This window comes from Saprospiraceae bacterium (genome assembly GCA_016716185.1).
GTDB lineage: Bacteria > Bacteroidota > Bacteroidia > Chitinophagales > Saprospiraceae > Vicinibacter.
This window is the reverse complement of sequence record JADJWV010000002.1, coordinates 202,832-220,334: the sequence shown is the minus strand read 5'-3', so window position 1 is coordinate 220,334 and position 17,503 is coordinate 202,832. Positions and strand designations below refer to the sequence as shown.

At 41.9% G+C, this 17,503-nt stretch carries 1 protein-coding gene; it reads right to left on the bottom strand.

The window, feature by feature from the left end:
• Nucleotides 1-400: 400 nt before the first annotated feature.
• Nucleotides 401-16,765 (bottom strand): HYR domain-containing protein, encoded by a 16,365-nt coding sequence (locus IPM34_02735; GenBank protein ID MBK8954457.1) that lies wholly within the window; start codon nucleotides 16,763-16,765, stop codon nucleotides 401-403.
• Between the last annotated feature and the right edge of the window lie 738 nt (nucleotides 16,766-17,503).

Here is a 17,503-nt window from a genome sequence, read left to right as displayed (position 1 = left end):
CCGCCAATGCAGTAGACATAGGAAAAAGAATACTTAGATCAAGGCAAACAAAAAAGCCTGCGTAATTCATATTTAATCTAAAGTTCTAAACATAACCCAAGCGGAGCTGTCTGGAAAATTCAGCTTTTCAACAACTTTGACTTACTTGTCAACATTTAATAAAAAATATTTCAGAATATTATTCTGTTTTCCAAAAATGGATTGATTAAACTATGAATTTACCGAAATTCCCTTTACTAATAAAGCACGAACCTTTGTCTATGTACTGAAATTCATAAACATTAAATTTCTTATTGGCCCAATTTATCATCCCGACAAATTTCACTTCCTCTGAAGTATAATTTATCGGGATGAATGTACAATTATAAATGTTTCATCAACATAGCTCCAAATCCAATAATTATCTTTCGATCATAAGTTGTTGAGTTTTTCTTTCTTTAGAATCCTTTACTTGTATAAAATACATTCCACTTCTTAGACTAAGAACTTTTAAATCTATTTCAATTGCGTTTTGATCTGATTTTAGTTTCACCCCAAAAATTAGTTTGCCAAACAGATTTGCTAAAGTAACCTCTTTGGTTTCGCGATCAAATCCTGTAATTTGAACTCGGACTACATCGCTTGCCGGATTGGGAACCAGTTCAACTTGTGGTTCAGTTATTGAATTCTCAAGCTGGTTTGAATTTTCATTATCTCTTGCCCTGTTTACCACTCCACCAAACGCTTCAATCGTGTGGAACCATCCATTTATATTTATTGAAAATGTGGTTCCACATTTTGAGCGTATCTGATAATGATAAAATGAACTTTCATCCAGGCCCATAAACAAATGTGTATTTCCTGGTCCGCTTGCATTTGACCAGGAACTCCATGGTCCCCAGACCCCGGGTGACAACTCTTTTCTGATCCTTAGCTGATAACCCGTTGCACAGGTTCCAGGATTCCAAACAATTTTTGCCGATTCGTGTGTTGTATCCGTATGGTATACCTGAACTGGGGCTCCACATGTATAAGCCACAACTGTTACCTTTTGAATACAGTTTGCTGAATTATTGCTGGAATCTTTTACGATCCATTTTACATTGGTTACACCAACAGAATAGCTCGACGGTGAATTATTTGTCAAAGGATATTTTATACCGCAATTGTCAGAAACCGTTGGAGTGCCTAATGAAACTGAAGATGCTGGCACAGAACATTGTCCAGGTGCAGTTATTACTGTTATGTTAGGTGGACATGTTATTTGAGGTGGTTCAAGATCTTTCACATTAACGGTAAAACTACACATAGAAGATAATCCAGCAGCATCTGTAATGGTCCATTTCACTGTTGTAATTCCTTTTTTCCACAATTGTCCTGCCAATGACCCGGATCCACTTCCCGATTCAATTCCAGAAAGCATATAGGTCTTAGTAACTACACCGCAATTATCAGATGCAGTTCCATCAAATTCACTTCCAACGACCGTATACCGACATAGTCCTTCATCCATCCCCCTTATTTGATTAGCAGGGCAAGTCATTACAGGTGGAGTTACGTCTTTTCCGGTCAACACTACTGTACATGTTGCACTATTGCCATTACCGTCATCAACAGTAACTGTCACCGTATGAGTCATGTTGTGACCCGATGATAAATTTGAGCCGGCAGTTGGATTTTGACTCCATGTAAATGCCATGCTGCAGTTATCGGTGGCTATTGCGCCATCTGTTAGATTTGGAACCGTCAATTGACAATTTGAATTCAAATTAATGTTTTGTGGATCTTCACAAACTGGAGTCGGAGGCGTGGCATCATTTCCAGTCAATACAACCGTACACGTAGCACTGTTTCCATTTCCATCATTTGCTGTCACCGTTACAGTATGTGTTGTGCCTTCTCCGGATGCCAGTAATGTACCACTTGTTGGATTCTGACTCCACGTGAATGACATACTGCAATTGTCGGTGGCTGTCGCGCCATCTGTTAAATCAGGGACAGCCAATTGACAACTGCTGTTTAATGCAATGGTCTGTGCCATCTCGCAGGTCGGAACCGGATTCGTATTGTCATTTCCAGTCAATACTACCGTACATGTTGCACTGTTTCCATTTCCATCATTTGCGGTCACCGTTACGGTATGTGTTGTACCTTCTCCAGATGCAAGTAAAGTACCGCTTGTTGGATTCTGACTCCACGTGAATGCCATACTACAATTGTCGGTTGCTGTCGCGCCGTCTGTTAAATCAGGGACAGCCAATTGACAACTGCTGTTTAATGCTATGGTCTGTGCCATCTCGCAGGTCGGAACCGGATTCGTATTGTCATTTCCAGTCAATACTACCGTACATGTTGCACTGTTTCCATTTCCATCATTTGCGGTCACCGTTACGGTATGTGTTGTGCCTTCTCCGGATGCCAATAAAGTACCACTTGTTGGATTCTGACTCCATGTGAATGACATACTACAATTGTCGGTTGCTGTCGCGCCGTCTGTTAAATCAGGTACAGCCAATTGACAACTGCTGTTTAATGCAATGGTCTGTGCCATCTCGCAGGTCGGAACCGGATTTGTGTTGTCATTTCCGGTCAATACTACTGTACATGTTGCACTGTTTCCATTTCCATCATTTGCTGTCACCGTTACGGTATGTGTTGTGCCTTCTCCGGATGCCAGTAAAGTACCGCTTGTTGGATTCTGACTCCATGTGAATGACATACTACAATTGTCGGTTGCTGTCGCGCCGTCTGTTAAATCAGGTACAGCCAATTGACAACTGCTGTTTAATGCAATGGTCTGTGCCATCTCGCAGGTCGGAACTGGATTCGTATTGTCATTTCCAGTCAATACTACTGTACATGTTGCACTGTTTCCATTTCCATCATTTGCAGTCACCGTTACGGTATGTGTTGTGCCTTCTCCGGATGCCAGTAAAGTACCGCTTGTTGGATTCTGACTCCACGTGAATGACATACTGCAATTGTCGGTGGCTGTCGCGCCATCTGTTAAATCAGGGACAGCCAATTGACAACTGCTGTTTAATGCAATGGTCTGTGCCATCTCGCAGGTCGGAACCGGATTCGTATTGTCATTTCCAGTCAATACTACCGTACATGTAGCACTGTTTCCATTTCCATCATTTGCAGTCACCGTTACGGTATGTGTTGTGCCTTCTCCGGATGCCAGTAAAGTACCGCTTGTTGGATTCTGACTCCATGTGAATGACATACTACAATTGTCGGTTGCTGTCGCGCCGTCTGTTAAATCAGGTACAGCCAATTGACAACTGCTGTTTAATGCAATGGTCTGTGCCATCTCGCAGGTCGGAACTGGATTCGTATTGTCATTTCCAGTCAATACTACTGTACATGTTGCACTGTTTCCATTTCCATCATTTGCAGTCACCGTTACGGTATGTGTTGTGCCTTCTCCGGATGCCAGTAAAGTACCGCTTGTTGGATTCTGACTCCATGTGAATGACATACTACAATTGTCGGTTGCTGTCGCGCCGTCTGTTAAATCAGGTACAGCCAATTGACAACTGCTGTTTAATGCAATGGTCTGTGCCATCTCGCAGGTCGGAACCGGATTTGTGTTGTCATTTCCAGTCAATACTACTGTACATGTTGCACTGTTTCCATTTCCATCATTTGCTGTCACCGTTACGGTATGTGTTGTGCCTTCTCCGGATGCCAGTAAAGTACCGCTTGTTGGATTCTGACTCCATGTGAATGACATACTACAATTGTCGGTTGCTGTCGCGCCGTCTGTTAAATCAGGTACAGCCAATTGACAACTGCTGTTTAATGCAATGGTCTGTGCCATCTCGCAGGTCGGAACCGGATTTGTGTTGTCATTTCCGGTCAATACAACCGTACATGTAGCACTGTTTCCATTTCCATCATTTGCTGTCACCGTTACAGTATGTGTTGTGCCTTCTCCGGATGCAAGTAATGTACCACTTGTTGGATTCTGACTCCAAGTGAATGACATACTACAATTGTCGGTTGCTGTCGCGCCGTCTGTTAAATCAGGGACAGCCAATTGACAACTGCTGTTTAATGATATGGTCTGTGCCATCTCACAGGTCGGCACCGGATTCGTATTGTCATTTCCAGTCAATACTACCGTACATGTAGCACTGTTTCCATTTCCATCATTTGCGGTCACCGTTACGGTATGTGTTGTGCCTTCTCCGGATGCAAGTAATGTACCACTTGTTGGATTCTGACTCCATGTGAATGACATACTACAATTGTCGGTTGCTGTCGCGCCGTCTGTTAAATCAGGGACAGCCAATTGACAACTGCTGTTTAATGCAATGGTCTGTGCCATCTCGCAGGTCGGAACCGGATTCGTATTGTCATTTCCAGTCAATACTACTGTACATGTTGCAGAATTACCATTGCCATCAGATACAGTTACTGTAACAATATGCATCATACCTTCACCAGAGGGCAATTTCGCTCCCTGCAAAGGGTTTTGGGTCCAGGTAAATGTTGATGAACAATTATCTGTTGCTGAGGCTGCATTGGTTTTATCAGGTACCATAATTTCGCAATTGGCATCTAGAGATAATGTTTGATTGTTTTCACAATCTGGCACCGGTGGTGTAATATCATCTCCTGTTAAAACAACTGTACATGTTGCAGAATTACCGTTGCCATCATTTGCTGTCACCGTTACAGTATGTGTTGTGCCTTCTCCGGATGCAAGTAATGTACCACTTGTTGGATTCTGACTCCACGTGAATGCCATACTACAATTGTCGGTTGCTGTCGCGCCATCTGTTAAATCAGGGACAGCCAATTGACAACTGCTGTTTAATGCAATGGTCTGTGCCATCTCGCAGGTCGGAACCGGATTCGTATTGTCATTTCCAGTCAATACTACTGTACATGTTGCACTGTTTCCATTTCCATCATTTGCGGTCACCGTTACAGTATGTGTTGTGCCTTCTCCGGATGCAAGTAATGTACCACTTGTTGGATTCTGACTCCACGTGAATGCCATACTACAATTGTCGGTTGCTGTCGCGCCGTCTGTTAAATCAGGTACAGCCAATTGACAACTGCTGTTTAATGCAATGGTCTGTGCCATCTCGCAGGTCGGAACCGGATTGGTGTTATCATTTCCAGTCAATACAACCGTACATGTAGCACTGTTTCCATTTCCATCATTTGCTGTCACCGTTACAGTATGTGTTGTGCCTTCTCCGGATGCAAGTAATGTACCACTTGTTGGATTCTGACTCCACGTGAATGTCATACTGCAATTGTCGGTTGCTGTAGCGCCGTCTGTTAAATCAGGGACAGCCAATTGACAACTGCTGTTTAATGCAATGGTCTGTGCCATTTCACAGGTCGGCACCGGATTGGTGTTATCATTTCCAGTCAATACTACCGTACATGTAGCACTGTTTCCATTTCCATCATTTGCTGTCACCGTTACAGTATGTGTTGTGCCTTCTCCGGATGCAAGTAATGTACCGCTTGTTGGATTCTGACTCCACGTGAATGCCATACTACAATTGTCGGTTGCTGTCGCGCCGTCTGTTAAATCAGGTACAGCCAATTGACAACTGCTGTTTAATGCAATGGTCTGTGCCATCTCGCAGGTTGGAGTGGGTGCAACATTATCCTGTACTGAAACTGTTTTTGAACAACTTGAGCTACATCCGTTTACATCGGTAATTTCCAGATTCAAGGTAAAACTGGCATTGTTCGTTGAACCTGCTATGACTGTAACCGTTTGAGAAGTCAATGAACCTGGAATGCTTGCATTCCCTGTAACTGACCACGAATAGCTCATGCCGGCAGGTCCGGTGAAATCATTTGAAGAAGAAGGACAAACGGGTCCATTTGTTCCTGATATATTGCAAACCGGAAGTGGATTTACTGTAATTGTTTTAGTTGCTGTGACATCGCAATCGGGAAATGAAACAGTCACGGTATACGTTGTGGTTGTCCCTGGCGATACAACAATACTGGCAGTATTTGCCCCTGTTGACCACGAATAAGATGTTGCACCCGTGGTGGTTGCATCTAAAGTTGCAGAAGCCCCATTACAAATGATGTCATCATTTGGAGCAACTCCACTTATATCTGTCTCACCAATTGTAACTGTGGGTGAAGTAGCTACGCCCATTCCTCCAAAAGGAGAAGGAACTCCGTTCAGGAATTGGCAATATTCAACATTAGTTGAAATTGCTGCACCTGAGCCCGAGCCAGCCCCTGAAGGTCCGTTTGCTGCATTCCAATAATTTAATGTGGCATCTACTGTAGTCCCGCCAAGGTTTTCAACACCCCAAAGTGAACCTGCAAACCAGTTGTCTGGACTTGCCAATACATTCCCTGCTGTGGCTGTCAACTGCAAATCGGTACTGTTTGTATTCGCATTCTCAAATTTGTTTGTATGGACTGTTCCTGTACCTCCATTGGTAAAGCGAATACCCGTTCCATTATCATATATTGCATTATGATGAATAGTTGCGGTTGCAGCATCAACATCAATACCAATCGCATTGTCATGGATAGACATCAAATTATTTTGAATGGTAGCCGTTGCATCAGAGCCTGAAACCAGAATTCCTGTTGGACTTCCATTTATCTCCGTATTTCCCTTCACTTCTGCAAAAACTGTAGCATTATTGCTATTTGACGGATGATCCTGAATTTTAATACCGGCAATGGAAGCTCCAGTTATGGTCACTCCATCAATTGTTGCCAAAGTGTTGTTTGCATTAGATCCAGAAGTTGGGTACCCTTCAAAATTGTTTACATTGATTCCAAGCCCAACGCTACTGATTGTACCTCCAGAAATGGTTGGTGCGTTTTGATCGTTCCACACTCCAATTCCGGTTTTAGGTATCCCTGTAATGGCAGAACCATTGATGATGTTGGAACTAGCCAGATGAGTGGCCCCTGATAAGGAAGATAACAAAATACCATCCCAGGCGCCTGTTTCATTTACATTCGCGACACCTGTTATGGTATTGCCAGAAAGGGTGTATGCAGAACCATTCGTATAAAACAAATTGTGGAAAATTCCTCTTCTGCGTGCGCTAATTGTATTATTTTCGATCACTTGAAATGTTGAAGAGCCTGGGTTCGCGCTGTAAAAATTACCTGTCTGTACACCCAAACGAACGTTAGTCATACAATTTTCCTTCACATTTGCATATTGATTGTTGTATAACAGTACGCCTCCACCCCAAAAATCAATTCCGGAAGTAGCATCGTATGTTCCCAAATCTTTTATCTGGTTATATGCAATAGTGTGTCCTGTAGATGGCACCCCTGCAGGATAATCATATAAGGTTATCCCGAAATAAGAAAGATTTTTAATGATGTTATGGGTTGCTGTCAGGTTATTTACTCCTGTCTCGTAAACCGTTATTCCTTCTGCAGCATCTATATCTGCACCATTGGTACTGGTAAAGCCACTTGTAATGGCTGTGTTATCACCGTCGATTGTGAAACCAGAAATCGTTACATTAGATTTGGCCACATGGAATATTTCTCCGCTTGAAATAGCAGCAATAGATGGAACCACCACAGCTTCAGAGACACGCAAACTTGTACAGGGGTTTATTGCTGAATTGGGTCCTAAAATATTGAGCTGTTTATCTACAATAATATTTTCAATATACAACCCAGCACCCACAATTAATGTATGCCCATCTAAAGTCAGCGCATCATCGATAGCAGCCTGAATGGTACAATAAGTTTGAGAAGTGTTGTTGTTGGTTACCAAGTTTCCATTGGGACAAACACAGCTACCGGCTGGTTGGAATCCGACATTCATGCTTGCGTCAACCCCAGAATTGAGCACTGTAGATAAAAGAATGTTACCGGTTCCCGATTTCGAAAAGGTAGATAAAACAGTAGCCAGATCTGTGGTTCCGTGCCAATTACACTTAACCGTAACATCGTTGTCGATTCTACTAATGAGCGTCTTGTGGGCAAACGAAAAAGACAGATCATTCCCTTCAATGGTTACATTGGTTGGGGTGGTGTTGATCTTTCCAAATTCGCCAATGCGAATTCCGTTTTGAGGCCCGGTAATTTTGTTATTTTTAATGATAACATTATTAAGACTTGCAGGAATAGTATTGTAGAATGGGGCATCATCTCTAGCTTTAATTGCTAGAGCGCAAGGGTTTTGTGGATCGGTCGCTATACCCGTTGCTCCTGAATTAGTGATATCACAATCTTTGATAGTGATATTGGAATAGCTTCCATATTTAAGATTTATATCAATTCCATTGTTCACGTTATTTAATGGGTCATTTCCATTATTGTCCATGGTCAGATTTTCTAATGTGGCGTTGCTAAGCTTTTCAAAGTACATTCCCTTCTGAGAGTTATTACTTATGGTGCTGTTTTTGATGTTTATATTATCAAATGCCACCGGTGTGGAAGATTGAAAGATAGCCATCCCCATGACATTGCCGTTAATCGTGCAATCGTCAATGACCATGCCATTGACTGCGTTTGCAGTACCAGCCCTTATCCCAACAGTACCAGCCAGATTAGAAGTCCGAAGAATATCGGAACCTGTGACATCAACAGAGGTGTTGGATCCATCCAATCTAATTCCATATCTGCAGTAATCTACAAGAGCCATATTGGTCAACGTCGGATCAGTAACCCCTCCCAATGCTACTGCGTCCTGATAGTCGGTGAGATGCATATTATTCAAGGTTACATTGGAGGTAGAAACCGTGATTCCCGTGCCTGAACACGATGTCATCGGTTTCAGTACGGTGTTTAACATGGGATCATTTCCATTTCCTGATCCGTTAATAGTGATTGCTTTGTTTACGACCACGTTTTCTTTGTATAAACCATCACTTGCTGAAAGCACATGTCCTGCCATCGTTTGGCTATCGTCAATAGCAGACTGGATGCTGCAAAACTTTTTACCATTATTAACATTTGTTACAACCGCAAATCCGACCCCAATATTTCGTTCGTTCGTACCATTGCCGCTGAAGGTGTTGCTACTAATCGTATTGCCACAAGTGTGAGGAGAATTGCCTCTACCGAAATATTGGTCTGGTAAATTGCTTTGATCTGCATCACCAGGATAATTGGAAGGGTTTTGCTGCTGTAAAATGCCCACCTCACAATTTTGAACTGTATTTCCGGTAACCACATGGTTAATTCCCTCTACAACAATTCCAAAACCTTCACTCGCGGAACTTTGTTGATATCCGTCGACCGTGTTGTTTGTTATCGTGACTCCATTAGGAATATCAACATTTGAGCCTAAAACTCCCCGTCGCAAGATCGCGATACCAGCCCGGTCTCTTTGGTCTGTATTTTGACTCAATAAGGTTACACTGTTATTGTTAACAGTCACTCCTGCAGCAGGATTTTTTATTTCAATACCAAATCGACCACCACCTGTAATTGTATTGTCATTAATGGTATTAGCTCCTGTGGTATTCGTTAATCCAACTACGCCAATAGCATTATCTCCCACTCCTATATCTATGGTATTGTCAGAAATATTTACAGCAGAGGCATCACCATCCTGGAGTTCTATTCCACAACAACTGTTGTTGGTGACCATATTGTTTGTAATCGTAATATTAGTTTTCAATCCGTTCCATATCACAATACCACGCGCTCCGGTCACATGATTGGAGACCATGGAGTTGGTAATAGAAACATTGTCAATAGGCCCGTTTGCGTATATTCCAGAGGCGTTTGTATTGTCTTTAATGAACACATTGTCTATGGTAAGATTGTTATTATTGGCGGTTGCATAAATGCCTGCATGAGAATTTCCTCCGGCCCCGCTAAAATTTTGAACGGTTAGATCTTTAATGGAAACATTCGTAACATTACTGTTAAGTAAAATTCCAGATGCTATTCCCAGGCCTGTTCCATCAAGAATGTATATTGCCTTACTATTTGTAACACCTTTCAAGGTGATATTTGATTTATCAATTACCAGTTTCTCCGTGTAAGTACCATCCTCAAGATTGATCACATCAGAAGCATCAGCATACTTTATTGAATTCTGGATTTTATCAATTTTAACTACAGGTACCGTAAAATTATTCACGTATTGTTGACTGGCTTTATAAATGACTTTCCCTTTTTTAGATGCCGTTACTTCTTTATGTGCCATCCGCGCTTCCATTTCAAACAATTGGGCATCGGTCAAAGCTGAAAATGCAGTACCGTTCAACGAAGAAGATGTGATGTTAAATCGAAATGATTCCGCAACATTGCTCAAATTAACCATGGTTGAAGCGGCATTATTTATAAAATCATTAGCCCCTAATGTGTGGGAACCTGAAGTCGGGACCACCCCTCCCAAAGAAATATGCGTACCGTTGTTGTTAAAAGTGTTGCCCGATATACTTAAATTAGAATTGTAATCGTCCACATTGAGTGAAGTTCTACAATTCATGATGGTATTACCTGTAATATTCACAAGAGCTGATCCTGCATTGATATATAATGCATTGTTCCAGGATTTATGAGAACCAAAAAGGCCTCCGGAAGGATCCCCGGTGATTTTATTATTTAGTATATTTTTTGTACCCCCACCTGCAGACGTTGTAATAGCCCGAATAAATGTTCCTGCAGCCGAACCATTTCTTTCTATTAAACAGTTTTGAACCGTATTGACGCCGTTTCCATCCAAAATGATCTGGTCGCCAGAAACTGCGTCGGTTCTGAGTATGTGTAATCCGTCAAGTACTGTTGTGCCTCCGTTATTAATGTCAATAGAACAGTTCAGTAAAACTGATTCCGCGACCCGCATCCCGGTCCCCGCTACGCCGACATTGGGTCCGTTTATCGTAAGGGCTTTATTTATATTGATCGCCTCTGTATAATTTCCTGCTGCAACAATAATTACATGACCATCCAGGGTTTGGGGATCATCAATAGCTGCTTGTATGGTGCAGAAATATTCTCCTGTATTTACGTTTTGAACGGGTAAACAAACACTCAACACGACATCGTTTCCATCGCCACCTGAATAATTAATCTTAAAATCAAATCCTCCTGTCGAAACCATATTTCCCTGAGCAAAAGTGCCGCTTACGGGGTCTGCCCCATCATTGCTGATCACTACAAATTGATCACCTGGCAAGGGGGTATAGCCCAATGATAAATCCAAATTTGCTCCGCCCAACGCAACAGTGCCATTCACAACTATTTGATCATAGTCCGTACAAACAGTAGTTCCATTGATCTCCATTTCGAGTTCGTCTCCTCCTCCGAGCGTTAAACCGGTAACCGTAACACATCCGGGGCTGGATCCTGGTGTAACCGTCACATCTTTTGAAGAAGCATCAATGGGTTCTGAATAAGAACCCGATTCAATATGAATGTTATCGCCTGACATGCTGGCTGCAGACATTGCCCTTGAGATAGATTCATCAGAACTACCAGTTCCCGGAGTTGAAACATACAAATTGTTTCCATCAAATCTAATCAGACCTGATGCTGCATCATCGAGCGCTCCATAAATTCTATCCGTCTGTCTGAATAAGTTTGCCTGATCAAATGTTTCGCCACTGATGTTTACACCTGAAGAGCTTAAATTTTCAATGTAGTATGTTTCACCGGCATATTGATTGCTACCACCGGTTGTCATCATACTTCCAGCCTGAATCTGGATATCTTTCGTGTTGTCTGTAGCATCATCGAAATCATTGTTGGTAAACAATGCTTTTCCATTTGATTGCAACAACACACCCAGATCATTTCCATTCAAAATATTTCCTGTTAATTGCACAGCTTGTTGTGCGCTGAAGTTGCTTCCGGATATCCATTGGAAACCAATGTTTGCACCCTTAACGGTATTGCCGGAATAAACAACATTGGTTCCTGCGTCCGAATGTGAAGTTACCCGAAATCCTCTTTGTAAATTGAGTGCTGGATTATTGCCACCTGCAAGATTTAAAAACTGATTATTACTTACGGTAATATTGCTTGTATGAGCGTGGCCATTTTCCCAAATTCCCAAAACAACTTGAGGATTTGCCGATTGCGCATTCAGTATATTGATTGTGTTACCCGATATGAGAAGGCCATCATACACATTTCCCCCACTGGTATTGGATTGCATACAAACGGTACTTGAATAATTCGCACCGTTACTTACTCCATCTCCGGGAACATTAAATATATTGTTGGAAATCGTTTGATTGGTTCCAAATGCGTAATGTATTCCGATATTCTGGTTCACATCCGCTGGTGCGTCAACAGCATTCAAATCTGTCGCTATATCAAATCTGTTGTTCGTTATGGTTGTATTGTTAAATGCATCTGAGCCTCCGGCTCCGAAAAACATTCCAATGGAAAGGTCAAATTCTTTAAATTCAATATTGGATATCGTCCAGGATTGATTATCGCCGCCATCAAAAACAAGTACCCCTTCGAGATTCACTGACGCCAAATCGCCCGGACCTGTTATGCTTGCAGTTCCCAATCCTTCGGGAGCAGTAAATGTGACCCCGTTTCTATTGGCGGGAATTAAAATAGAATAATCATCAGCCGGCGAAACGATACCATCATTACCCAAAGACCACGATGTCGCTGCGTTGGTTTCCGTCCAATCAAAAGTTCCTTTTAAATTGATAGTCCAGTTGTTACCTGCAAGTTCAACTGCATTGCGAATTCTTGTATAATCATTATTGGTACCCGTTGAAGGAGCAACATCTGTAACAAATGCATGATTGCTTTTGATGGTAACAAAACCCAAAGGTTTTTCATCGATACCATGCGTGATTTTATCTTCTATTGTAAAGAGTTGAGCATGGGTTCCTGAAACACCTGTGACACCATCAAAACTGGCACTGGTGGCGTCGAGGTTGTTGGAGTTGCTGATGAGCTTAATATATTGTCCTGTTTGGCCTGTAAATGAAAGGTTACCTAATGGCGAAGCTACCATAGCCGTTTCATTTTCGATCACCAGACCATCTGTACCTCCCGAAATGCTTATATTGGCACCAAGGGTTGCGTGCACGTTGGAGTTGGAAGTTGCCAGCGGGTTATCGAATAAACGTATTCCAATACCAGATGCCTTTGGCGATATGCTGATGTTGGAAAGACTGGCATGTGCACCATCTCCTGCATCGCTATTGTAACCATCGTAATTGTTAATAAATACTCCGCGATCTACGCCCGTAACAGAACCACCATCAATAAGAGCGGGTGTTAAACTTTTTACGTTCCAAACTTCATAGCCTTCGGATGGTTTGGTAATTCCCGTTCCATTTATGGTATTAGAGGAGGAAGTGGAATTAACAGAAAGTGAGGACAAAAGGATTCCATCCCAAAAACTCTCACTGGCATGCTCAATTCCAGAGATGTTATTGTTAGAAAGCGTCAGAGGACTTGCAGTATTGTAATGTAGGTTATGGAAAATTCCTCTTCTACGGACCACCATGGTATTATTTTCAATTCTTTGATAGGAATTGGATCCTGGATTTGCTAAATGAAAATTACCAGTTTGCACTCCAATTCTTAAATTGGTCATACAATTATTTTTCACCCAGGCATATTGATTGTTATATATCAAAACACCACCGCCCCAATAATCAATACCCGAGGTAGCATCATACGTACCAAAATCCTGGAATTTATTATTTGAAATGGTATGCCCTGAAGAAGGAACAGCAGCCGGATAATCGTAAAGAGTAACACCAAAATAAGAAAGGTTTTTAAAAATATTATGGCTTACCGTTAAATTATTGACACCCGTTTCATACACCGTAATTCCTTCCGCTGCATCGATATCAGCCCCGTTGGTGCTTGAGAACCCACTTGTAAGAGCTGTATTGTCACCATCGATAGTGATTCCAGAAATTGTAACATTTGAAGCCGCTATGTGAAAAATTTCACCACTGGAAATAGCTGCTGTCGCAGGAACAACTATGGCCTCAGGGACTCGCATGCCGGAACATGGGTCTATCGCATTATTGGGCCCAATGATGGAAACTTCTTTATTCACAATTACATTTTCGATGTAGGTTCCCGATGCAACGTTCAGGGTATGTCCATTCAAAGTTTGCGCGTCATCGATGGCTTCCTGGATTGAACAGAAAAACTCCCCACTGTTCATGTTATGAACAGAATTTCCATTCACACAACCATTACAAGAATTAGGTTCCGGCTGAAATCCCGGCGTACCGGGGGCATCATCCACTCCAGAGGTTAAAAACAATTCATAATCTACAGTACCAGACATCAGAGGAGGAACCGATGAACCCGTAACTCCCCACCAATTGCACTCTGCAGAAATACTACCTGTTCCGGCAATCGAATTGGCTCCTAACGCATTGGGATTGCCATTCATCAATACACTATTGTCGTTGGCCGTTATGGTATTTAGAGGCGCGTTTCCAGTAAAAAAAGCCGTTACGGGATGGGTACTTGCAGCCGGATGTGTTATAAAATTGTTGTTGGCAGAGACTACAGCTCCTTTTTGTGCTAAGATCGTGAAGCCATCATTTCCACCGGTGCCCCACGGTGCTGAACCATTGCCCGTCATTGTGTTTTGAGTAATTGTGGCAAGCACATATCCTCGCGCATCAATTCCTCGATTTAAATTGTTTGAAATCGTATTCTCATCAATGGTAAGATTTTGTACTGCAACACCACCTGTACTGAAATCTCCCAAATAAATTCCTGCACCAGATGGACTCAGGGACCCTGTTCCACTGATCGTACAATTTTGAATGAGCGCTTGAATACCATTTGCCGGAACTGTGGTGGCTGTCGTAAACGTATAAATTCCTGCATGAAAGTTTTGTGCTGGCAGAGTTGGATAATTTCCGGAGAATCCCATAAGATTCATCGAAACAATTTCAATGTCGACCATCGCCAAAGGGCCGCCAACAGTATTGACAAGCGCAATACCCTGCATGCAACCCGTGACGGTTCCATTTGAAATAATAGATTTCGGATTGGTCGTTATGGAATGCATAACGTAACCATAGAATCCATCTGTAACCGTATTGTCATTGATCGTAACTTTTTCGGTACCATTTGCACCACTCACATAAATCCCGGCAGAAGTGTTGGTTCCTCCAAACACCTGGCTGACTAAATCAATGCAGTTCTTTTCAATCTTGCACGTATTTCCAGCACTGGTGGTGAGGTTGGTAAGCTGCACACCTGCTGCCTGCACATAAATTTTATTATTGATAATTTCTATATCGTTAAATCCTGTAGAACTGATTCCAATTAGTCCATTCAATTCAAATCCATCCAAGGTCACTCCATTCGCTGAGATCGTAACCGCTGTTCCAGCCAGGCCATCGATGCGGCTCTCCGTAACCCGGCTTCCCGAACAACCGTTCGTACCGTTGTTAGCTCCTTTTAGAGTTAAGGATTTCGATACATTGACATTTTCAGTGTAGACTCCGCCATAAACGATCAATTCATGCCCGTTCAATGTTTGTGCATCGTTGATAGCAGCCTGAATGCTGCAAAATGTTTCTCCGGAATTGGTATTTTTCACAAAGCCTGCCCCTCCCACAGAACCATTGTTTCTTGTATTGGTCCCGTTTCCACTGAATGTATTGCCACTGATGGTATTGCCACATGTTGCCGGTGAATTGCCTCGTCCAAAATACATGTCCGCAAGATCTGATTGATCCCCGTCTCCCGGATAAGGTGTATGACCTGCCTGCTGTTGAATCCCTACATCGTTGTTATTGACTGTATTTCCGGTAACTGTATGATTGGTTCCCTCCACCACGATTCCAAAACCTTCACTATTACTGGTGGCATTATCCTGAATGTATCCACTGACGGTATTGCCCGTAATACTTACCCCGGTTGGCACATCCACGTTTCCGGCAAGTACCCCCCTTCGGAAAGCTGCGATCCCAGCAAGGTCCCTTTTTTCCAAAGGACGCAAAACCGCAAAACTGCCTGTTATACTTACCGTATTGCCACTTACCGTGGTATTGCTTCCATTTCCGTCAGGATTTTTGATTTCGATACCAAAACGACCATTATTATTAAGTGTATTATTTGATATGGTATTCGCTCCAGTGATACCCGTAAGACCCACTGCACTCATTCCACTATCCCCATTATCATAAACATTATTATTGCTCATGTTAACAGCAGAACAAGTACCATCCTGTAGCTCAATTCCACAACAATTATTATTAAATACCGTGCAATTCTGAATGGTAATGTTTTCCTTCAATCCATTCCAAATAACAATTCCTCTAGCAGCACCGAATGCATTCGAATGGCCGGATACAGTTAGGTATTGAAGATTTACCGTATTTACAGGTCCATTGGCATAAAAGCCGCAACCTCCGATATTGTCCTTGATGGTACAATTCATCACGGTGAGGTTGTTATTACCTCCAGTTGCATAGATACCAGCGTAAGAGTTGGGAGCTGTTCCTGCATAGTCCTGAATGGTAAGTTTTTTTATAGTGACGTTTGTAACCCCATTGTTGATCACAATTCCGGATCCCGTTCCCAGGCCGGTGCCATCGAGAATACAACTGGCCTCGTTGGTGCCTTGCAGCGTAAGTGATTTATCGATGATCACTTTTTCCGGATAGGTGCCCGGGTCGCATTCAATCACATCGCCTGGGTTTGCTGCTGCGATGGCTGCCATAATTGTTGGATGATCTGTCAACTGTGTCAGGTTGTGCACAGGATCAATCAAATTTGAACACCAAATTTGCGTCACCCACAAATTGAAAAAAAAGAGAACAAGGATGCGACTTGTAATTTCAATTGCGTGCACCCTAATTCTAAAATTGATGAAAGATTTCATGGCGATCATATTTAAGGTAATAGTAATTTTTAATTATAATTCAGGTGAAAAAATAAAATAAAGCCTCGCAGCCCGATGACAACAGGCCAAACTATTTTTAAAATAAACCTCGTAAAAAAAATGAAACTGGTTTCGTATTGATGAATACGAATACCCGGGGTTGGTAAGTTGTAAATCATGGTTATTGTTAAAATTAAACAATTTTTACATATGCGATTTCGCTTAAAGGCTTGATCTTGATGTAAAAACGCAGGTGAAGTTATAACAAAAATTTTAGTATTCGCAAAACATTAACCAAAAAAATAAAATTTGGCAGCATTCCTTTGGATCCTGTCCCAATATTATTCCCTATTGTTTACCTCCTGGTGCAATTATGTAAAAATTACTTAATTGTTAAATGATTAACTCTCAAAAAGATAAAAATTAAAATTATTGAAGCTGCGATTTAGGAGACGGAGCTTTGGATTTCCCGAAAGGCAATTTAAATTAGAACAATTTAATAATCGATTAGAATTTCGAAATTCAGCCAAACCTGACCTGTTTTTATTTATTTCGAACCATCCATGCAAATCAGTCCCAGCATTAACCTTATAATTGCTCTCAAAACAGGATTTCTAAAGAAAATAGATGTAAGAAATAAATAATATTTACAAACTGCTCTAAATAAAAAAAGGAGCACGCATTTGTGCGACTCCTAAATTTTATGTCGGCTACTTTTAATAAACTCCTGGAATTCTT

Bases quoted from the DNA above. Each gene is read 5' to 3' on its own strand.
- IPM34_02735 (MBK8954457.1), bottom strand. From the start codon at position 16,765: ATGAAATCTTTCATCAATTTTAGAATTAGGGTGCACGCAATTGAAATT.